This window comes from Georgenia sp. Z1344 (genome assembly GCF_057652375.1).
The window spans coordinates 3326849-3348329 of the sequence record NZ_CM172728.1; the positions used below are offsets into that span (position 1 = coordinate 3326849).

At 71.8% G+C, this 21481-nt stretch carries 12 protein-coding genes; all 12 read right to left on the reverse strand.

Going from position 1 to position 21481, the window contains the following annotated elements; translation table 11 throughout:
- Window positions 1-231 precede the first annotated feature (231 nt).
- Window positions 232-993 (reverse strand): 3-keto-disaccharide hydrolase, encoded by a 762-nt coding sequence (locus tag AC24FB_RS15090; RefSeq protein WP_425713455.1) that lies wholly within the window; start codon window positions 991-993, stop codon window positions 232-234.
- A 360-nt stretch (window positions 994-1353) separates the two neighbouring features.
- Window positions 1354-5634 (reverse strand): PQQ-dependent sugar dehydrogenase, encoded by a 4281-nt coding sequence (locus AC24FB_RS15095; RefSeq protein ID WP_425713456.1) that lies wholly within the window; start codon window positions 5632-5634, stop codon window positions 1354-1356.
- A 446-nt stretch (window positions 5635-6080) separates the two neighbouring features.
- Window positions 6081-8477: an ATP-binding cassette domain-containing protein gene (locus AC24FB_RS15100; protein ID WP_425713457.1), complete on the reverse strand. Its 2397-nt coding sequence runs from the start codon at window positions 8475-8477 to the stop codon at window positions 6081-6083.
- Window positions 8478-8674: 197 nt separating this feature from the next.
- Window positions 8675-10672, reverse strand: coding sequence for an ABC transporter ATP-binding protein (locus AC24FB_RS15105; protein WP_425713458.1), 1998 nt, complete (start codon window positions 10670-10672; stop codon window positions 8675-8677).
- A complete protein-coding gene (locus AC24FB_RS15110; protein ID WP_425713459.1) occupies window positions 10669-12426 on the reverse strand; it encodes an ABC transporter ATP-binding protein in 1758 nt (585 codons plus the stop codon). The genes AC24FB_RS15105 and AC24FB_RS15110 overlap by 4 nt, the downstream gene beginning before the upstream one ends.
- A 466-nt stretch (window positions 12427-12892) precedes the next feature.
- Complete coding sequence (locus AC24FB_RS15115; protein ID WP_425713460.1) at window positions 12893-13246, reverse strand: RNA polymerase-binding protein RbpA; 354 nt, start codon at window positions 13244-13246, stop codon at window positions 12893-12895.
- Between the two features lie 197 nt (window positions 13247-13443).
- Window positions 13444-14220, reverse strand: coding sequence for a polyprenol monophosphomannose synthase (locus AC24FB_RS15120; protein ID WP_425713461.1), 777 nt, complete (start codon window positions 14218-14220; stop codon window positions 13444-13446).
- 32 nt (window positions 14221-14252) lie between these two features.
- Window positions 14253-15824 carry an apolipoprotein N-acyltransferase gene (lnt, locus tag AC24FB_RS15125; RefSeq protein ID WP_425713462.1) on the reverse strand — a complete coding sequence of 524 codons (1572 nt, stop codon included), beginning with the start codon at window positions 15822-15824 and terminating at the stop codon, window positions 14253-14255.
- 425 nt (window positions 15825-16249) lie between these two features.
- Window positions 16250-19153, reverse strand: coding sequence for a DEAD/DEAH box helicase (locus AC24FB_RS15130; protein WP_425713463.1), 2904 nt, complete (start codon window positions 19151-19153; stop codon window positions 16250-16252).
- A gap of 9 nt (window positions 19154-19162) precedes the next feature.
- On the reverse strand, window positions 19163-20164 hold the full coding sequence (locus AC24FB_RS15135; RefSeq protein ID WP_425713464.1) for a diacylglycerol/lipid kinase family protein: 1002 nt from the start codon (window positions 20162-20164) through the stop codon (window positions 19163-19165).
- Window positions 20161-20973, reverse strand: coding sequence for a twin-arginine translocase subunit TatC (gene tatC, locus AC24FB_RS15140; protein WP_425713465.1), 813 nt, complete (start codon window positions 20971-20973; stop codon window positions 20161-20163). The genes AC24FB_RS15135 and tatC overlap by 4 nt, the downstream gene beginning before the upstream one ends.
- Before the next feature lie 3 nt (window positions 20974-20976).
- Window positions 20977-21456, reverse strand: coding sequence for a twin-arginine translocase TatA/TatE family subunit (gene tatA, locus AC24FB_RS15145; protein WP_425713466.1), 480 nt, complete (start codon window positions 21454-21456; stop codon window positions 20977-20979).
- Window positions 21457-21481 lie beyond the last annotated feature (25 nt).

The following is a 21481-nucleotide window of genomic DNA, read 5'->3' on the forward strand; positions in this document are numbered from 1 at the left end:
TGAACTCGCACACCTGGTGCGTCGCGCGTGTCGACGCATGTTCCCGAGGGCGGCGGCCACTCCGCCTCACTGCCCTCGGCTGGTCCGCGGTACACCGTTGATGCCGGCTCCCCCTCGGGTTCGGTTCGCCGGTCCACCGTGGATTCACCCATCCAATCACCGACGGACCCAAAGGCGAAGGGGTTTCGATCAACCAAAAAAGAAGTGGTGAGCCAGATCTCTGTCGACGCCTCACACGCGAGGCATCGGCCATCGACCGTCGCTGCGGTACGCGATCTCCGCCAGACCGGACCGCGCTTGCTCGCCGTCGCTCGGACGGGGTTCGCCCACGGTGCCGGGGCCGTCGTCGTCGTTCTCCGCGATGCGCACGTTGCGGAACGAGACGTCGTCGCCGTCGCCGTGGTTCTGCAGCCCGATGTAGCCCGAGCTGAGGTCACGTGCCGGGTCGGTCGACTCGAACGAGTTGACGAGGACGTCGTTGAGGTAGACCTCGATGATCGGGTCGTCCACGACGATCTCGACCGCGTTCCACTCCCCCGGCGGGTTGAGCGCCTCGTCCCGGGTCTCCTCGTCGGCACCCTGGAACGTGTAGATGGCACCGGTGGTGCGGTCGCGCTCGTCGGTCGCGTCGATCTGGATCTCGTAGCCCTCGTTCACCGCGATCCACGGGTCGTCGGCCGGGTCCGGGAACCCGACGAACACGCCGGAGTTGTCGTCGCCCGCCATCATCCAGTCGAGCCGGAGGCTGTAGGACTCGAACTCCTCGGGGAACCACAGGAGACCCATCCCGCCGGTGGTGAGGGCGGTGCAGTCCTCCTGGAGCTCGACGCTGCCCGGGCCGGCCTGGTTCCAGGCGTCGAGGCTGGCCTGTGTGCCGTCGAACAGGGCCGTGTAGCCCTCCTCGACCTCGCCCGGCTCGCACACCGCGGGAGCCGGGGAGGCCGGCTCGCTCGACTCGTGATCCGGGTCCGTGCATGCGGCGCTGGATGCCAAGAGCACCACCAGAGCTCCGGCACGGGCAGTGTGGCCGGCCCGACGCCCGGGACGGCCGCCCGTCGATCGACCGTTCACGAGTCCCCCTCCGTAGCCGCGTCCATACAATCACCGCGCGGACGGGAGCGACAGGCGTTCCACCCGAACGACAAGGAACGGGTGCGCAGCGTGGTCGGGGCTCGGCCACCGACCGAGCCCCGACACCCGTGGCACGGCCACGACGACGAGGAGCGCTCCCCCACCCGTGACGGGTGGAGGAGCGCTCGATGTGTGCCGGAGTGGGCTCCGGTCACTGGTGAGGTGGGCGTCCGCTCACCCGCGAGTCTGGCTCACGGGTGAGCGGACGTGTCCTCCCTGTCGTCAGCGGCGGATGCCGAGGGTGTCCTCGCCGTCGCCGTTCCAGTCACCGACGAACACCTCGTCACCGGACCGGCCGTAGCGGACCTCGAGGTCCGCCCAACCACCGGTCAGGGTGTTGGACATCAGGTACAGGTTCCCGCGACGCGAGGCGAACGTGTCCGCCCCGTTGCCGTCCCAGTCACCCACGAGCACCTGGTCGTTCCCCCGACCGTAGGTGAACTCCGCGTCCGCCCAGCCACTGGCCAGGCTGTTGGACACGAAGTACCGGGCCCCACGACGCACCGCGAACGTGTCCGTCCCGTCGCCGTCGTAGTCACCGACGAGGACCTGGTCGTTCGCACGGCCGTAGTCCAGCTCGGTCTCCGCATCCCCACCGGTGTGGCGGTTGGTGAGGAAGTAGCTGTTCCCGCGTCGGACGGCGAAGGAGTCCACGCCGTCGCCGTTCCAGTCACCCACGAGCACGGTGTCGCCGGAGCGGCCGAAGGTCAGCTCGATGTCCGCGTTGCCCCCGTAGAGGGAGTTGGACAGGAAGTAGGCGTTCCCGCGACGAACGGCGAGCGTGTCGCTGCCGTTGCCGTCCCAGTCGCCCACGAGGACCTGGTCGCCGGGGCGGCCGAAGCTGAACTCGTGGTCGGCCCAGATGTCCCAGCCGTCGTTGAGGTAGAACCCACGACCCGGCGTCGGCGGGACCGGCTCCGGCTCGGGCTCCGGCGTGGTGCTGTCGTCGAAGGTGTGGCTCCACTCGGTGGTGGCATCCTCGGCCAGCTCGTACCCGTCGGCGGCGCGCGCCGTGACGGTCACGGTGCCCTCGCCGGGGTGCGTGCCCGCCTCGACGACCTCGTCGCCGACCAGATACTCCACGCCCTCGACCTCGGGAACCGTGAAGGTGTCCGCCTCGGTCCCGTCCTCGTCCGTGAACGTCACGTCCTCGGGAGTGACCACAGCCGGCGGCTCGGGGTCGTCCCCGACCACGGTGAAGTGGTCGAAGGTGACCGTGGTCGGCTCGGCCTGCTGCGCACCGAGCGCGTAGATGCCCGGGCCGGCGTCGCCGACCTGGTCGTTGGTCACCGCGCTGGGCAGGTCGGTCCAGTTCTCGCCGTCCGTCGAGTAGGCACCCGTGAAGGTGTCGCCGTCCCGGGTGAGGCGGACGTGGTACTGGTCTGCCAGCGGCAGGTCGGTGAGGTCGTCCTGCGGGTTCTGCACCTCACCGCCGACCTCGCTGCGGAGCTCGACCCGCAGCGGGGTGTCGCTGCCGTTGGTGGCGTAGACGGGGTCGATCTTGACGTAGTTGTCCTCGTCCCCGTAGACGATGATCCCGCCCTGCTGGTAGGCGCTGGCGAGATCCGCGCTGAACGTCGTCTCGACCGTCCACTGGTCACCCGTCACGACCCGCGACCGCAGGATGTTCGGCACCGGCGAGTTGTCGGTCCCGTAGAAGTCCGTGTCGGTCGTGGTGACGTTGTAGCCGCCGTCGGAGACCTGGGCGGTCTCCGGGTCGTAGTCGATGATCTCCCAGCGGCAGGTGTCGACGGCCGTGCCGTCGAACTCGTCGTCGGCCGAGATCTCGGCGTCCGGGTCCTCGCAGACCGGCGGCTCTGGGTCGGGCTCCTCGCCGCCGGAGGCGGTGAAGTGGAGCTGGTCGACGTCGACGCCACCGGTGGAGGTGACGTAGACGGTGCCGGACCCCTCGGGGATCGTCTCGAGAGTCGTGGCGATCTCCTGCCAGCCCTCGCCGGAGACGGCGATCTCGGCGAACGGCTCCGCCTCGACGTCGTCCCAGCGCAGCGAGAGGGTGCCCTCGCCGGACGCCGTCGTCGTGACGGTGTCGATGGCCGCGCCCGTCGCCGCGTGCGTGAACGCGATCGGCGTGAAGGCGATGTGGTCGCCCTCGTCGAGCGAGGTGATGTAGGCACCCGCCCCGGCGGCGGAGTCGTTGACCCGCTCGGTGCCGGACTGGGCGTCGAACCACTCGGCCTGCTGGACCTCGGGCTTGACGATGAGCGTCGCCTCGCCGGTCGTCGACGGGACGTCACCCTGGGGGTTGTCCGTGTAGGTGGCGACGAGGGTGCCGTAGATCTTCTCGCCCTCGCCGTGCTCGACCGCACTCTCGTTGGTCTCGATCGTGAAGTCGCACCCGCGGCCGCTGACCTCGGGGTGGGCGTGCTCGTTGTGGCCCAGACCGAAGGTCCAGTTCACCCGGTTGCAGTCGATGTTCTCGCCGTCCTCGACGTCCGTCACCGTGACGTTCATCGGGATGTCGTCGCCCCAGTCGAAGATCGCGCCGTCCGGCACGCTGAGGTCGAGCTCGGGCTGCGTGTTGCCGACCGTGATGACGGTGTTGGCGAGACCCACCTTGCCCTCGGCGTCGGTCACGCGCAGGGTGACGTGGTACTGGCCGAGCTCCTCGAAGGTGTGCGTGACCTGGGCGCCCTGCGCGTCGGACTCACCGTCGCCGTCGAAGTCCCAGTCGTACGTGAGGTCGGTGCCCTCGGGGTCGCGGGAGCGCGAACCGTCGAAGCTGACCTCGAGCGGCGCCTCGCTGCTCGCGGCGGGCTCGGCGTCGATGTACGCCTGCGGCGTCTTGTTGTCGGGCGCGTAGTCCACGCGGTACAGGCCCGCGTCGGGGTTCTGACGGAAGAAGCCGTCACCGTAGTCGAGGACGTAGAGCGAGCCGTCGGGCCCGAACTCCATGTCCATCACGTTGTCCCAGATGGGCTGGTTGGCGGTCTCGAGGTGAGCGTTCGGCAGGAAGTCCGTGATGCCCGTGACCGAGCCGTTCGAGCCCAGCTCGTCGACCTCGAAGGCGACGACGTAGTCCTGCGAAAACTCCGCCATGAGCGGCATGCCGTCCCAGATCTCCGGGAACGGGGACTGGTCCGCGATCGACTCGTCGTAGCGGTAGACCGGGCCACCCATGGGGGCCTGGCCGCCGCCGCCGAGCGTGACGAGAGCGTCCCACTCCGCGGGCTGGTCGCCCGGGTTGTCGCCGTACCAGATCTGCGGCTCGGTCACCGGCGGGAGCTGGTCGAGGCCGGTGTTCCAGGTGGAGTTGTTGACCGGACCCTCGGCGCAGTTGAAGAACTCGCCGGGGGCCGACGCGTCGAAGTCCCACTCGTTGTAGGCGCCGCCGTCGTTCGGGCCGTGGCAGTAGGGCCAGCCGCCGTTGACCGGCTCGGAGGTCATCTGCCACTCGACGAAGCCCATCGGGCCACGCTCCGCGTTGGACGCACCCGCGTCGGGGCCGTAGTCGGCCCAGATGAGGGTGTCGGTCTCCTGGTCGTAGTCGATCCGGAACGGGTTGCGCAGACCCATCGCGTAGATCTCCTCGCGCACGAGGTCCGGGTCGTACTCGTCGGAGTCGAAGAGGTTGCCCGCGGGGATCTCGTACGTGGTGCCCGGTCCGGGCTCCGCGCCGTCGGCGATCTCCTCGAGCGGGTCGATCCGGAGGATCGCGCCGCGCAGGTCGTTCGTGTTGCCGGCGCCGCGACGCGAGTCGAGGCCCGGGTTCATGCCCGGGGCGTTGTTGTTCGGCGCGTAGCCGTCCGCCCCCGGGGTGCTGGCCGGGGTGTTGTCACCCGTGGAGAGGAAGAGGTTCCCCTCCTCGTCCCAGGCCATGTCGGCGCCCACGTGGCAGCACTGACCGCGCTGGGCCTCGACCCGGATGATCTCCTCCTCGGAGTCCAGGTCGAGCGTGCCGGTCTCCGGGTCGAACTCGAACCGGGACAGCACGTTGTAGCCGAGCCACTCGTCCCAGTCATCGAGGGCGTCGGTGCCCTCGACCTGCTCGGGCGCGCTGCCCTGCGGCGTGGTCTCGGGGTACGGGATGCCCGACGGCGAGACGCCGTCCATCACCCGCGGCGCGTAGACCATGTAGACGAGGTGGTTCTCCTCGAAGTTCGGGTCGAGCGAGATGCCCTGGAGCCCGTCCTCGGAGTTGATGTAGACGTCGAGCTCGGCGATCTGCTGCGTCGATCCCGTGTCCGGGTCCGTCAGCCGCACCACGCCGTCGCGTGCGGTGTGCAGGACCCGCGAGTCCGGCAGGACGGCGAGGTCGATCGGCTCGCCCGTGTCCTTCGAGAGCAGCACGCGCTCGTAGTCGTTCCAGTCGACATCCATCTCCTGGTCCGGCGCCGGCGCCGGCACCGATGGATCGTCGTCCGCCGGTGGATGATCCGGATGAGCGCTGGCCGCACTGAGCGTCAGCGGCGCCACGAGGACGCCGGCGAGCAGGGCGCCCGCTGCTCGGGGCAGCCAACGGCCGCCGGTTGATCGTCTGGTCACGATTTCCCCTCCGATATCGCACACCTGACACGTCGCCTCGGTGCGACGCGCGAACCCGGTGGCGACGGCTGCCTCGCCGTGCGCCGCCCGGGCTCCGCGGCCGACCGGGGACCTGGTCCCCGTCCGGGCGGGGTCGCCCGTCGTCCGCGGATAAGGGCAGTAGACCAGGGCGTGAGGCCGAGCACAAGGGGTTTCGATCAACTAAAAAATAAGTCGGGCGTCGGTGCAGGCAGGACCGGCTACCCCGCCGCGCGGTCGGCACGGGGGCTCGTCAGCCCGGGACGCTACGACTGAGCCCGCCGTACATCAGGTCCTGGAACTTGATGACAGTGGGAGACGCCGCAATCGTGCAGGTTCCGTCTCCGGCCCGGGCGCCCTGGCGGCTCGCCCGCGCGCCTCGGGGCCCGGGTGCCCCGGCGGCTTGCCCGCCCGCCCCGGCGCCTCGCTCACGCGCCGACGTACTCGGCGAGGTGTTCCCCCGTCACGGTCGACCGGCCGGCCACGAGCTCGGCCGGCGTCCCCTCGAAGACGACGCGTCCGCCGTCGTGCCCGGCCCCCGGGCCGAGGTCGATGATCCAGTCGGCGTGCGCCATCACGGCCTGGTGGTGCTCGATGACGATGACCGACCGGCCCGAGTCCACGAGCGCGTCGAGCATGTCGAGCATCTGCTCGACGTCGGCGAGGTGGAGGCCGGTCGTCGGCTCGTCGAGGATGTAGACGTCCCCGGCCTCCCCCATCTGGACCGCGAGCTTGAGGCGCTGCCGCTCGCCGCCCGACAACGTCGACAGCGGCTGCCCGAGCGTGAGGTAGCCGAGTCCGACCTTGACGAGCCGGTCGAGGATCTTCGCCGCGGCCGGCACCTTGGCCTCGCCGGACGAGACGAGCTCGAGGGCGCCCGTGACCGGGAGCTCGAGGACGTCGGCGATCGAGTGCCCGCCGAGGGTGTGCTCGAGGACCTCGGGCCGGTAGCGGCGACCGCCGCACTCCTCGCAGACGGTCGACACGGTGTCCATGAAGCCGAGCTCGGTGAAGATGAGTCCCGCGCCGTTGCAGGCGGGGCACGCGCCCTCCGAGTTGGCGCTGAACAGGGCCGGCTTGACCCCGTTCGCCTTGGCGAACGCCTTCCGCAGCGGCTCGAGCGCCCCGGTGAAGGTGGCCGGGTTCGAGCGGCGTGAGCCCCGGATGGGGCTCTGGTCCACGGCGACGACGCCGTCGCGCCCGGTCAGCGCGCCGTGGATGAGCGAGCTCTTGCCCGAGCCGGCGACCCCGGTCACGGCCACGAGCACGCCGCGCGGCACGTCGACGTCGACCGAGCGCAGGTTGTGCGTGTCCGCGCCGCGGATCTCGAGGACCCCGGTGGGCTCCCGGACGGCGTCATTGAGCCGGGCGCGGTCGTCGAGGTGCCGGCCGGTCAGCGTCCCGGACGACCGGAGCTCCTCCACCGTGCCCTCGAAGACCACCTCTCCCCCGGCGGATCCCGCACGCGGGCCGATGTCGACGACGTGGTCGGCCACGGCGATGGTCTCCGGCTTGTGCTCGACGACGAGGACCGTGTTGCCCTTGTCCCGCAGCCGTCCGAGGAGGTCGTTCATCTGCCGGATGTCGTGCGGGTGCAGCCCGATCGTCGGCTCGTCGAACACGTAGGTGGCGTCGGTGAGCGCTGAGCCCAGGTGGCGGATCATCTTCGTCCGCTGCGCCTCTCCCCCGGACAGCGTCCCGGAGGGACGGTCGAGGGAGAGGTAGCCGAGCCCGATCTCGACGAAGGCCGCGAGCGTCTCCCGCAGCCCCTCGAGCAGAGGCCCGGCGCCGGGCAGGTCGAGGCCGTCGACCCACGCGGCGAGGTCCGAGATCTGCATCGCGCATGCGTCGGCGATCGAGGTGCCGTCGATCGTCGAGGTCCGGGCGCCCTCGGCGAGCCGGGTGCCGCCGCACTCCGGGCAGGTGCCGAAGGTGACGGCCTGGTCGACGAAACGGCGCAGGTGCGGCTGCAGCGAGTCGCGATCCTTCGAGAGGATCGACTTCTCGATCTTCGGGATCAGGCCCTCGTACGTGATGTTCATGCCCTCGGCCTTGATCTTCCGGGACTCGGCGTAGAGCAGGTCGTGCCGCTGCTTCTTCGTCAGGTCCTTGACCGGGACGTCGAGCGGGATGACGGCGCCGAAGAGCTTGGCGTACCACCCGTCGGCCTTGTAGCCGGGCACGAGCACCGCACCGTCGGAGAACGAGAGCTCCTCGTCGACGACCGCGGCGAGGTCGATGTCGGAGACCGATCCCGTGCCCTCGCAGTGCGGGCACATCCCGCCGACGATCGTGAACGTGGCCTTCTGCGCCGTGGTCCGATCACCCTTGTCGACCGTCAGCGCGCCGGACCCCGTGGCCGAGGGCACGTTGAACGAGTACGCCTGCGGCGAGCCGATGTGCGGCGTGGCGAACCGGCTGAAGAGGATCCGCAGCACGGCGTTGACGTCGCTCACGGTGCCGAGCGTGGAGCGGATGTTGGCGGCCAGCCGCTCCTGGCCGACGACGATCGCGGTCGTCAGACCGTCCAGCGCGTCGACCTCGGGGCGGTCGAGGCTCGGCATGAAACCCTGGACGAACGCGGGGTAGGTCTCGTTGATCATCCGCTGGGACTCCGCGGCGATCGTGTCGAAGACGAGCGAGCTCTTGCCCGATCCCGACACCCCGGTGAAGACCGTGAGGCGCCGCTTGGGGATCTCGAGCGAGACGTCCTTGAGGTTGTTGACCCTGGCCCCGCGCACGCGGATGAGGTCGTGCCGGTCGGCAGGGTGCCCGTCGCTCGCGCGACCGGTCGTCCTGCTCGTGCTGCTCGGCGTGCTGGCCATGCCTGTCCTCCGTCGGTCGTTCCAGGTCGGGACGCGGTCCGCCGTCGCGGCGGCGGCTCACGCTACACGCGCGGGCCGACGACGAGGCCACCTCGTCGTCGGCCGCCAGTGCGCGCATCGGGGCCGGCGTGCGGTGCGGGCGTCGCGGTTCGCCCATCGTGCGCGATCGGAGCCGGCTCACCGGGCGCGGGTCGCGGTCAGCCGGCGGCGCCCTGCCCGGCGTCGTCCGCGCTCTCGGGTGCCGGGGCACTCGACGCCGGACCCGACGCGGGCTCGAGCACGGCGTCGTCGGCGTCGGGGTCGATCCCCTCGGAGAACTGCGAGAGGTAGAGGCGCTGGTAGGCGCCTCCGGCCTCGAGCAGCGTGGCGTGGTCGCCCTGCTCGACGATGTCGCCGTGCTCCATCACGAGGATCGTGTCTGCGTCCCTGATCGTCGAGAGTCGGTGGGCGATGACGAACGAGGTCCGGTCGGTGCGGAGCGCCCCCATCGCCTCCTGGACGAGCACCTCGGTTCGCGTGTCGACCGAGGAGGTCGCCTCGTCGAGGATGAGGATCGGCGGGTCGGCGAGGAACGCGCGGGCAATGGTGATGAGCTGCCGCTCGCCGGCCGAGATGTTCGCCCCCTCGTCCTCGACCACCGTGTCGTAGCCGTCCGGGAGCGTGTGGACGAAGCGGTCGACGTAGGTCGCCTGCGCGGCCGCGACCACCTCGTCGTCGGTGGCATCGAGGCGCCCGTACCGGATGTTGTCCCGGATCGTCCCGCCGAACAGGACGGCGTCCTGGAGCACCATCCCGACCTGGCTGCGCAGCACGCTGCGCTCGAGGGTCCGGGTGTCCACGCCGTCGAGGAGGATCCGACCGGCGTCGATCTCGTAGAACCGCATGACGAGGTTGACGAGCGTGGTCTTCCCCGCGCCCGTCGGGCCGACGATCGCGACGGTCCGCCCGGGCTCGGCCGTGAGCGAGAGGTCGGTGATGAGCGGCTGGTCCGCCGTGTAGGAGAACGCGACGCGCTCGAACTCGACGTGCCCGTGCACCGGCTGCACGAGCGCACCGGGCCGGGGCCCGTCGGCGTCGATCCGTCCGGCCGCGGCCTGCTCGGCGAGGTCGGGCTCCTGCTCGTCGGCGTCGAGCAGCTCGAAGATCCGCTCCGCGGACGCGACGCCGGAGATGAGCATGTTCGCCATGCCGGCCATCTCCCCCAGCGGCGCGTTGAACTCCCGCGAGTACTGGATGAACGCCGTGACCTGGCCGAGCGACATCTGGCCGTTCGCGACCCGCAGACCGCCGACGACCGCGATGCCGACGTACCCGAGGTACGTCACCCACTGCATGACGGGCATGATGACGCCGGAGTAGAACTGGGCCTTGAACGAGGCGTCGAACAGCTCGGAGTTGCGCTCGTCGAACCGCTCCCGCATCGACTCCTGCCGGCCGAAGACCGTGACGAGGTCGTGGCCCGTGAAGGACTCCTCGATGTGGCCGTTGACGCGGCCCGTGTGCCGCCACTGGTCGGCGAACAGCTTCTGGGAGCGCGAGCCGACGATCCCGACGACGATCCCCGCGATCGGCAGCGCGGTGAGCGCGATGAGTGCGAGCTGCCACGACAGGACGAACATCATGATCGTGATGCCGATGATCGTCATCAGCGCGTAGAACAGCGAGGCGAACGCCTGCTGCATGGCGGCCTGGACGTTGTCGACGTCGTTGGTGGTGCGGGACAGCAGGTCGCCGCGCTGGTGGGTGTCGAAGTAGCTCAGCGGCAGCCGGTTGACCTTGGCCTCGATGTCCTCGCGGAGTCGGAAGACGACCTTCATGACGATCTCGTTGAGCAGGAAGCCCTGGAGCCAGTCGAACACGGAGGCCACCGCGTACATCCCGAGCACGATGACGAGCAGCCGGCCGAGCGCGGTGAAGTCGACCCCCGTGCCCGCGAGCACGCCGTCGAAGATGACGTCCATCGCGTCGCCGAGGATCGTCGGCGCCCACACCGTGAGGACGGTCGAGACCGCCCCGGTGAGGAGCACGGCGACGACGCCGAGCCGGTGGCCGCCGAGGGTGGCCACCAGCCTGCCGAGCGAGGGCCAGAAGTTCTTCGCCTTGCGGGGCGCGGAGCCCTCGCCCCACTCGCCCGCCCCGACACTGTCCTGGAGCTCGGCGATCTCCGCCTCGGTGAGCTCGTTCTCGGCGCTCATACGAGCTCCTCCGCACTGATCTGCGAGTCGACGATCTCCCGGTAGGTCTCCGAGGTCTCGAGCAGCTCGTCGTGGGTCCCGCGGGCGACGACCCGGCCCTCGTCCATGACGAGGATCTGGTCGGCGTCCGTGATGGTCGAGATGCGCTGGGCGACGATGATCGAGGTCGCGCCGCGGGTGTAGTCCGCGAGGGCCGCGCGCAGGCGGGCGTCGGTTGTCACGTCGAGCGCGGAGAACGAGTCGTCGAAGAGGTAGACCCGCGGCCGCGCGACGAGCGCCCGCGCGATGCACAACCGCTGGCGCTGGCCACCGGAGACGTTCGTGCCGCCCTGCGAGACGGAGGACTCGAGCCCCGTGACCGCGCTCTCCCCCTCACCCGTCGTGCGCTCGCGGACGAACTCCGCGGCCTGGGCGGTCTCGAGGGCCGCCCACAGCTCGTCGTCGGTGGCGTCGGGCTTCCCGAACCGGAGGTTCTCCGCGATCGTGCCGGAGAAGAGGTACGGCTTCTGTGGCACGAGCCCGACCGCGCGGGTGAGCTCCGCCCGCGACATCGACGCCGCGGGGACGCCGTCGACGAGAACCTCGCCCGACGTCGGGTCGTAGAGCCGGGGCACGAGGTGCACGAGCGTGGACTTGCCGGAGCCGGTGGACCCGATGATCGCCGTCGTCGTGCCGGCGCGGGCCGTGAACGAGACGCCGTCGACGACGGGGGCGTCCGCCCCCGGGTAGGCGAACGTGACGTCCCGGAGCTCGACGGTGCCGTCGGGGTCGACCGGGACCGTCGGCTCGGCCGGCTCGACGACCGATCCGGTGGTCTCCAGCACCTCCCCGATCCGGCGGGCGCTGATGACCGCGCGCGGGAACATCATGAACATGAAGGTCCCCATCATCACGGCCATGAGGATCTGGAGCAGGTACTGCATGAACGCCGTGAGGGCCCCGACCTGGACGAGCCCGTCGTCGACCCGGATGCCCCCGAACCACAGGACCGCCGCCGTGGCGAGGTGGAGGACGATCGTGATGAGCGGGCCCATGAGGACGAACAGCCGGCCGATGGACACGGACGTCGCGGTGAGCGTGGCGTTGGCGTCCGTGAAGCGCTGCGTCTCGTGCCGCTCGCGGACGAAGGCGCGGACGACCCGGATGCCCATGATCTGCTCGCGCATGACGCCGTTGACGTCGTCGATGTTGCCCTGCATGCGCTCGAAGAGCGGCATGAGGAGACGGACGAGGATCCCGACGACGATCAGCAGGATCGGCACCGAGACCCACACGAGCCAGGACAGCCCGGGGTCCTCCTGGATGGCCATGACGATCCCGCCGATCGACATGATCGGCACCATCACCATGAAGTTGAGCGCCATGAGGACGACCATCTGGACCTGCTGGACGTCGTTGGTCCCGCGGGTGATGAGCGTCGGGGCGCCGAACCGGCCCATCTCCTCGGCGGAGAAGTGGTCGACGCGGGTGTAGACCGCGCGCCGGACGTCCCGGCCGAGCGCCATCGCCATCCGCGCGCCGAACCAGACGGAGGCCACGGCGGTCACGAGCTGGACGAGCGCGACCCCGAGCATGAGGCCGCCCACCCGCCAGATGTAGTCCGTGTCCCCCGCGGCGATGCCGTGGTCGATGATGTCGGCGTTGAGGCTGGGCAGGTAGAGCGTCGCGAGGGTGGCGACGAGCTGGAGGACGAGCACCGCGGCGACGAGCCCGCCGTACGGGCGACCGTAGGTCCGGACGATCTTCCAGAGCATGGAGGCAGCTTTCGGTCAGGGACGGGCCGGGGCCGGCGGACGGCTCGGGCGGGGGACGACGACGAGGGACGGGCACTCAGGCGGCGAGAGGCGAGCCCGACGACGAACCCCGCCGTGGGTCGGCCCTGTGCGAGGCGGGCTCACGATAGGGCGCCCGCCCATGCGCGGGGCCACCTGAATTCGCGTGGCGTTCGTCGCGCGGCGGCATGTGCTGCAGGCCGGGACGGCAGGCTGGAGGGGCGCGGGACGATCACGCGGCCACGCTAGGGGCGGACGGTGACAGATTCGGTCCGCGACCGGTGAACGCACGACCGGAACAGTGGCGCCGGAAGGACCGCCGGCGCCCGAAGAACCTGTGGCGCCGGAACGACCGGTGGCACCGGACGGTTCGCGGCCCCGGTCGTCCGTGGGACGACCGGGGCCGCGGGGTGACGTGGGGCGGCGACCGGTGTGCCGCCGCATGGGCTCAGGCGCTGCGACGACGCAGCTGGCCGCTGCGCAGGAGCTCGAGCCGCTCGTCGAGCAGCACCTCGAGCTCCTCGACGGAACGACGCTCGAGGAGCATGTCCCAGTGGGTCCGCACCTTGCGGGCAGGCTTGACCGGCTCGGGGCGCTCGGTGTCCCGGCGCAGGGACTCCTTGCCGCAGGTCGGGCAGTCCCAGAGGGCCGGGATCTCGGCCTCCATGGAGAACGGGACGGTGTAGGTGTGGCCGTCGACGCAGTCGTAGGTGACGCGCTGGCGCTCGGCGAAGTCGACACCGTCCTCGGACTCCATCGAGTAGGCGCCGATCTTCATGCCACGCAGTGCTCGGTCCGCCATGGTCTCTCTCCTTACTGTGGGGCCACGGCTGCTGTCCGCCGTGCCGGTGGTCCTCCGCCCCGTCGCGACGCCGGTCGCGGGTTGCGGATCCACCTCCTGCTGATCTCGGAAACACCGGGTGGACGTCCGTTGTTCCCCTGCTGGTCGATCTTCTGTGTGATCCAGGCGACGTCCGGGCCCGTGGGCGTGCGTGCCGGTCAGCGCCGCCGGAGCCGACCCACGAGGCGACGCACCTGCTGCGCGCGGTGCCGGGCGCCCCAGGCGGTGGTCCGCCACAGCGCCTCCCGGACGATCCCCCCGGTCATCTTCGACACGCCCTCCTCGCGCTCGACGAAGACGATCGGCACCTCGACGATGCGCATGCCCGCGCGGTGCACCCGCCACGTCATGTCGACCTGGAAGCAGTATCCGGCGGACTCCACCTCGTCCAGCGGGAGCGCGCGCAGCGTGCTCGCCCGGAAGACGCGGAAGCCCGCGGTGGCGTCCCCGACCGACATCCCGAGCACGAGGCGCACGTAGGTGTTCCCGGTGCGCGAGATCAGCTCGCGGCTGCGGGGCCAGTTCGCGACCTCGCCGCCGGGCACCCAGCGCGAGCCGATGACGAGGTCCGGCGCGTCCGAGGCCTCGGCGCGCTCGAGGAGCGCCGGGAGGTCGACCGCGCGGTGCGACCCGTCGGCATCCATCTCGACGATCAGCTCGTAGCCCCGCTCGAGCGCGTACCCGAAGCCGGCGACGTACGCACGGCCCAGCCCCTCCTTGCCCGGGCGGTGCAGCACCTGGACCTGGACGTCGGCGGCGGCCAGCTCGTCGGCGAGCTGGCCCGTGCCGTCGGGGCTGTTGTCGTCCGCGACGAGCACGTCGACCCAGGGAGCGGCCTCCCGGACCCGGCGCACCGCGCCGGGCAGGGACTCGAGCTCGTTGTAGGTGGGGACGATGACCAGCGTGCGGGGGTGCGCCCGGTCGGATGGGGTCACGTGTGCTCCTGGGTCGGGGGACCTGTCACGGCTCATCGGGATCGCGCGGGGGCCGTGAGGCGGCCCCTGACGATACCGGCTACCCCCAGGCCGGCGGTGGCCAGCACGGCGATCAGCCCTGCGGGACGCGCCACACGGACCGCCGGGGTGATCTCCGTGCGCAGCGGCAGGTCCTCCCCCGTGTACGTCGTCACGTCGAACAGGTCCGTCCGCACGAGCAGCTCACCGTCGGGGGCGACGACGCCGGACACCCCGGTGCGTCCCACCTGGACGGCCGAGCGGCCGAACTCGACCGCGCGGAACCTGGTCATCGCCAGCTGGTGGGCGCTGACGGCGGTGTCGCCGTGGGTGGCGTTGTTCGTCGGCACGAGGATGAGCTCCCCGCCGAGGTCGACCCCCTCGGCGAGGATCGCCTCGTAGCCCACCTCGAAGCAGATGGCGGTCGCGATCGGCACCGTCCGCCCGAGGCGCTCGACGTCGACCTCGACGAGCCCGGGACGGTCGCCGGGCAGCATGTCGGTCGTCACCCGGTCCACCGCCGGGGAGAAGAACCGGAAGAAGCTCCGGTAGGGCATGTACTCGCCGAACGGCACCGGGTGCTGCTTGCTGTACGCCTCGCCCACGGGGCCCTCGCCCGGCTCCCAGACGATCACCTGGTTGTAGCGATTGCGCGACCCGTCGTCGGACTCGATGTACTCCTGCGTCCCGAGGATCACCGGCACGCCCGCGGCATCGGCGGCCCGGTCGACGGAGGCGGCGACGTCGGGATCGGTGCGGGGGTCGACGTCGGCGGAGGACTCCGCCCACAGGACGAGGTCGAGGCGCGGGTGCTCGGCCACGAGCTCCTCGGTGAGGTCGGCGTGGTCGGCCGTCACCTGGCGTGCCTCGTCGCTGTTCGTCAGACCGCCGTTGGGTACGTGCACCTGGACGGCACCGACACTCAGGGTGCCGGACTGCGGGCCGGTCGGCAGCGGGAGGAGGAGGCCGACGAGGAGGGCCACCCCCGCCGTGGCCACGAGACGGGCGCCGCGGAACGGACGGAGCCGTGTGGTCGCGGAGATCCCCTCGGCGAGCAGGACGGCGACGAGGACGACGAGCGCCGAGACGAGCGGCTCCCCGCCGAACCGGGCGAACGCGACGAGGGGGCCGTCGACCTGGCTGTGCGCGAGCACGCCCCACGGCAGGCCCCCGAAGGGCACGTTGGACCGCACGACCTCGACGCCGACCCATGCCAGGGACGCGAGCAGCGCGGCGATCAGTGGCCGCTTCTGCGCGCCGAGGGCTCGGATCGCCCAGGCGCGCAGCGGCCCGTAGAGACCGAGGATGAGGCCCTCGAGGATCGACAGGGCCACCCAGGGCAGCCACTCCCCTCCTCCGACGGCCTCGACCGCCCACGAGAGGTGGCGCAGCATGAAGACGATGCCGAACGCGCTCGCGGCGAGGTAGGCGAAGCCCGGGCGGTGGCCGCGCAGGGCGAGGTGCAGCGCCCCGACGGCGAGGATCGCCATCCACCACCAGGTGCGCGGGGCGAAGGCCAGGTCGGCGGCGAGGCCCGCGACGGCGGCCAGGGCGAGCGCGAGGGGGCGGGGAAGCGTGGCGGGCACCGAGGAAGTCTACGGACGGGGCGGAGCCGGGCGCCGATCCGTGCCGTGGGAACGGGTCCCCGCCGGTGGGCCGCCACCAGATCCGGCGGGCCGTGCATCGCCCGACGGGCCGCCCACGGCGAGCGGGCGCCCCTCGGGGGGAGGCCCGCGCACCCTTCGGACCGTGCCGATCGGGGTCGGCATCGTTTTCTACTGGGCGCGCGGGCCGTGGGACCTACGGCGTCCGGCCTGGGCCGGTCCGCCGGAAGGCGTTGAGAGAACATAGCCCGTACCCGAGGTACCACGTGGACGATCCTCGTCACACGCCTTTTGCGTCGTCGCAGGTCAACGGCCTGACGGCAGGTTGAGGCGTCGCGGAGTCCCCGGCGTGTCGTGCCTCGGCGTGTCCTCCACGGGCTGTGGACAACTCGTGCCGAGAGGCGCCGTCAGACGCTCGACCACGCGACGACGCCGCGTCGCACGAGGCCGACGGCCTCCCACGCGGCGTGGGCGAGCTCCGGCGACGGCGCGGCCGAGGCCACCTGGTCGAGGACGTCGAGGAGCTGCTTGCACTGACGCACGAGGTCGCCGGCACCGATCCCGGCGATGTCGAGGACGTCGACGAGGTACCCGCCCTGGGCCCACTCGAGGACGGCGCGCACGAGCGCGTCGTCGACCGGCTCGGTCGGCGGCAGGCGGTGTCCACGCTCGAGGTCCGCGAGCCGGGCCGCGTGCCGGTGAGTGCGGCGCACGGCCTCGCCGAGCGCGCCGGACGGTCGGCCGGCGCCCGCGGCGGCGAGATCGGCGGTGCGGTTGGACGAGACGACCATCGAGGCGACGGCGGCCAGCTCGGCGGGAGCGAGTCCGTCCCAGTCCCCCGACCGGAGGCACTCGGCGAGCAGCAGGTCCCGCTCGGCGTAGATGCGGGCGAGCCAGCGGCCGTCCTCGGTGACCGATCCGCCGTCGAGGTACCCGAGCTCGCCGAGGACGTCGCACACGCGCACGAGGTCCTGCGCGACCGAACCGGTGCGCTGCTCGATCCGCCCGGTGAGCTCCGCGAGCTCGGACTTCGCCCGGGACCAGCGTCGCGCGACCCGGGCGTGGTTCTCCCGGTCCGAGCACCCGTGGCAGGGGTGGTCGCGCAGGGCGGCTCGCAGCGCCTCGGCCTCGGCGCGCGGCCCCCCGGCGCGGGCGCCCTGCTCGCCGCTGCCTGTGCCACGTCCTGCGTCACCGTGCGCACCACGTCCCGCGCCACCGTGCGCACCACGTCCCGCGCCGTGGCCCGCCCCGGCGGCCGCGTCCTCGTCGTCCACCGGTCGCGGGGCGTCGGCACGCGGCCGGGTGCCCTGGGCGAGCGCGTTCCGCAGCGAGGAGCCGAGGTCGCGGCGCTCGGTCGCGTTGCGCGGGTTGAACCGCCGGGGGATCTGCACCTTCGAGACCACCTCGAGCCCGTGCGGGACCTCGGTGGCGGTGAGCCGTCGGACCCGTCGGTCGTCGCCGAGGACCTGGATGCCGGCCCTGTCCATCGCGGACTCCGCGGCCTCGAGGACCACCGCATGTTCGGTGCGACGCCCCCGGCCGAAGGCGACGACGTCCCCGCGCCGCACCGCGAGGAACGAGGCCTCCGTCTCGCGCCTGCGGGCCGCGGACCGCGCCTTCGACTCCTGCCCCTCGACACCGGCGAGCCGCTCCCGCAGCTCCTGGTAGCCGGCGAAGTCACCGAGGTGGCAGGTCATCTGCTCGGCGAGCTCGGCCACCGAGCGTTCGTGCCGGCGCACCTGCTTGGCGAGGCCGACCGCCGAGCGGTCGGCTTGGAACTGCGCGAACGACTGCTCGAGGACGTGCCGGGCACTCGTGAGGTCGAGCCGTTGGAGCAGGTTGACCGCCATGTTGTACGTGGGCCGGAAGGCCGAGCGCAGCGGGTAGGTCCGGCGCGACGCCAGGCCGGCCACGTGGGCGGGGTCCACGCCGTCGGCGTAGAGCACGACGGCGTGACCCTCGACGTCGATCCCCCTCCGCCCGGCACGCCCGGTCAGCTGGGTGTACTCCCCCGGCGTGAGCGCCGTGTGGGCGGAGCCGTCCCACTTGTCGAGCCGCTCGACCACCACGGAGCGCGCGGGCATGTTGATGCCGAGCGCCAGGGTCTCCGTGGCGTAGACGACCTTGACGAGTCCCGCGGCGAACAGGTCCTCGACGACCTCCTTGAAGACCGGGAGCATGCCCGCGTGGTGGGCGGCAACCCCCTGCTCGAGCGCGTGCGCCCAGCGGTCGTAGCCCAGCACGCCGAGGTCGGCGGGCGGCAGAGCGGCGGTGGCGGCCTCGTGGTGCCGGCGGATCTCGGCGGCCTCCTGCGCCGTCGTCAGTCGGACCCCCGAGCCCACCGTCTGGCGCACGGCGTCCTCGCAGCCCGCGCGGGAGAAGATGAAGACGATCGCCGGCAGCAGCGCCTGTGCCTCGAGCGCCTGCACCACGTCGGCGCGGGCGGGCCGACGGACCGCCCGGGCGTCGTCGCGCCGCCCCTCGTTCCCCCGCTTCCTGCCCCGCGGTCGGCTGCGAGGCTGCGGGCGGCCGTGGTGCCCGCGGGTCGAGCGTGAGACACGCCGGATCGCCTCGAGCAGCTCCGGGCTCAGCGGCGGGTCCGCACCGACGTCGGTGGGATCGACGTCGTGGGAGTAGAGGTCGTGGATGCGCCGGCCCACCATGAGGTGCTGCCACAGCGGGACCGGGCGCCGCTCGGAGACGACGACGGCGGTGTCGCCGCGGACCTCGGTGAGCCAGTGGCCGAACTCCTCCGCGTTGGACACGGTCGCGGAGAGCGACACGATGCGCACCCGCTCGTCGAGGTGGAGGATGACCTCCTCCCACACCGGTCCGCGGAACCGGTCGGCGAGGTAGTGGACCTCGTCCATGACGACGAAGCCGAGGTTCCTCAGCGCCGGCGACCCGGAGTACAGCATGTTCCGCAGGACCTCGGTGGTCATGACGACGACGTCGGCGTCGCCGTCGATCGAGGTGTCGCCCGTCAGCAGGCCGACCCGGCCGGCCCCGTAGCGCTCGCGCAGCTCGGTGAACTTCTGGTTGCTCAGTGCCTTGATCGGCGTGGTGTAGAAGGCCTTCTGCCCGCGCTGCAGCGCGAGGTGGACGGCGAACTCCCCCACCACCGTCTTGCCGGCACCGGTCGGCGCCGCGACGAGCACGCTGCGGTCGGACGCGACGGCACGGCACCCCTCGACCTGGAACGGGTCGAGCGAGAAGGACAGTCCCGCGCGGAACTCGTCGAGCTCGAGCTCGGGGTCGGTGCCGGCCGGGCGCCGGCGGGACGCGGCGTACCGCTCGGCGGGGGTCGTCATGCTCCCAGGCTATGTCGCCGGGGTCACGGGGGCGCAGACGCGCCACGCGCCGGGCACGACCTCGGCGACCAGCGGGACCCGGCCGACCACCTCGCCGTCGGCCATCGCGACCGGGAGCGGACGGCCGTGCTCGGGGGCGTCGTGGATCTCGACCCGCCGCGCTCTCGTCACGTGCACCTGTCGGAGGTCGACGTGGGACCCGTTGGCGAACCGTGGGAAGAGGGTGGCGATCGTCGGGCGGCTCACGGTGTCGATGTGGACGACGTCGAGCAGGCCGTCCGTCGGGTCCGCGTCGGGCGCCACGGCGAGGCCGCCGCCGATGAGCGGCGTCCCGGAGACGGAGACGAGCGTGGCGGGCCCCTCACGGGTCTCGCCGTCGACGTCGACGCGCACGCCGTACGGACTGAACCTGACAGTCTCCGCGGCCGTGGCGCGCACGTACTTCGCGCCACCGCGGGGCCACCGGTACCGGTTCGCGGTGAGGTTGATCTGGGCCGCGAACCCCACGACGAGCGAGGACGCGCACCACCGCACGTCCTCTCCCCCGGGGACGAGCCCGAGGTCGGCGACCGCGCTGTGCCGCCCGCGCGGCGGGCCCGGGCGGCTCACCCGGATCGCGTCGAGCGCGCGCGGCTCGGCGGACGGCTCGCGCGGGTCGAGGGCGGCGTGGATGATGCGCAGCGAGTCGACGTGCTTCCCGACCGGGAGGCCGAGCGCGCGGGCGACGTCGTTGCCCGAGCCGACCGAGACCAGGCCGAGGGGCACGTCCGTCCCGGCCACCGCGTTGAGGCCGAGGTGGGCCATGCCGTCGCCGCCGACCACGACGAGCGTGTCGATCGACCCGTCACGCGCAGCCGCGTGGGCGCGGGCCAGCGCGTGCAGTGCGTCGTGCGAGGTGAGGTCCTCGGTCTCCGCGACGTCGGAGAGGACGGCACGGACCTCCGCGGCGACGCGGGCGCCGTTGCCGGCGCCCGCGGACGGATTGATGACGAGTCCGACGCGCACGGTCATGCAGGGTCCTTCGTCGATGGGGTGGCCACAGCGGCGTCCGGGCCCGCCGACGTCCTCTCCCGGCGCGCACGTGCCCGCTCGAGGAGCGCGCAGATGCCGATCGCACCGAAGTACAGCACGAGGATGGGCAGCGCCATGCCGATCATCGACCAGGCGTCGGGCAGCGGGTTGGCGAAGGCCGCGAACACGAACGCGCCGATGATCGCCCAGCGCCATCCGCGCAGGAACGTGCGCGCGCTGACGAGGCGCGCGGCACCGAGCCCGACCATGACGACAGGGACGAGGAAGGCCACGCCGAACACGACGAGGACGCGTAGGACGAACACGAGGTACGAGCGGGCGTCCACCAGGCTCGTGCCGTCCTCGGGGACGAACGACGTGAGGATCTCGACCACGTGGGGCACGAGGAACCAGGCGAACGCGCCGCCGGCGAGGAACAGGGCGGCGCCGGCGAGCGCGAACGCGGCGGCGCGCACCTTCTCCCCCCGGTGCATCGCGGGCGCGAGGAAGAGCCAGAGCTGCCCGACCCACCACGGTGAGGTGAGGAAGAGGCCGATGACGACGGAGACCTGGACCCGGAGGTCGAACGCGGACCCGAGCGTCGTGAAGTTGAGTCCGGCGAGTGCGCCCTCGGCCCGGGCGACGTTGAGCGGGGCCGTGACGGACTCGAGCACCGGGTCGTAGAGGAACCAGCCGACCGCGGTGCCGACGGCGATCCCGGCCAGGGCGAGCAGAAGTCGGCGGCGGAGCTCACCGAGGTGCTCGCGCAGCGGCATCCGTCCCTCGGGGTCGCGCCTGCGGCGCGCCACCGGCTATCCGACGGAGGTCGGCGGCGACTGCCCGGCGGGGGTGCTCGGCGGCTCCGACGACGAGAGTCCGTCCCCGCCGCCGGACCCCGGGCGATCCGCACCGGGCCCACCCGTTCCGTGCCCGGGCGTCGGGCCGCCCTGGGGCGGGCCGTACTGGCCGCCGTTGTACTGGCCCTGGTTGTACTGGCCGCCGTTGTACTGGGCACCGGTGTACTGACCCTGGTTGTGCTGGCCGCCGTTGTACTGACCCTGGTTGTGCTGACCCGCGTTGTCCTGTCCCCCGCCGTTCTGGCCGGACCCGTTTTGGCCGGACCCGGTCGGCGTGTCGTCGTCCTCGCGCAGCTCGCGGACCTCCTTCTTGAAGACCTTGAGCGACTTGCCGATCGATGCGGCGATGTCGGGCAGGCGGGAGGCGCCGAAGACGAGCAGGATCACCACCACGAGCACGAGGATGTGCATCGGCTGAAGGCCGTTGCGGAACATGAGGTCACCTTCGTCGGGAGGATGG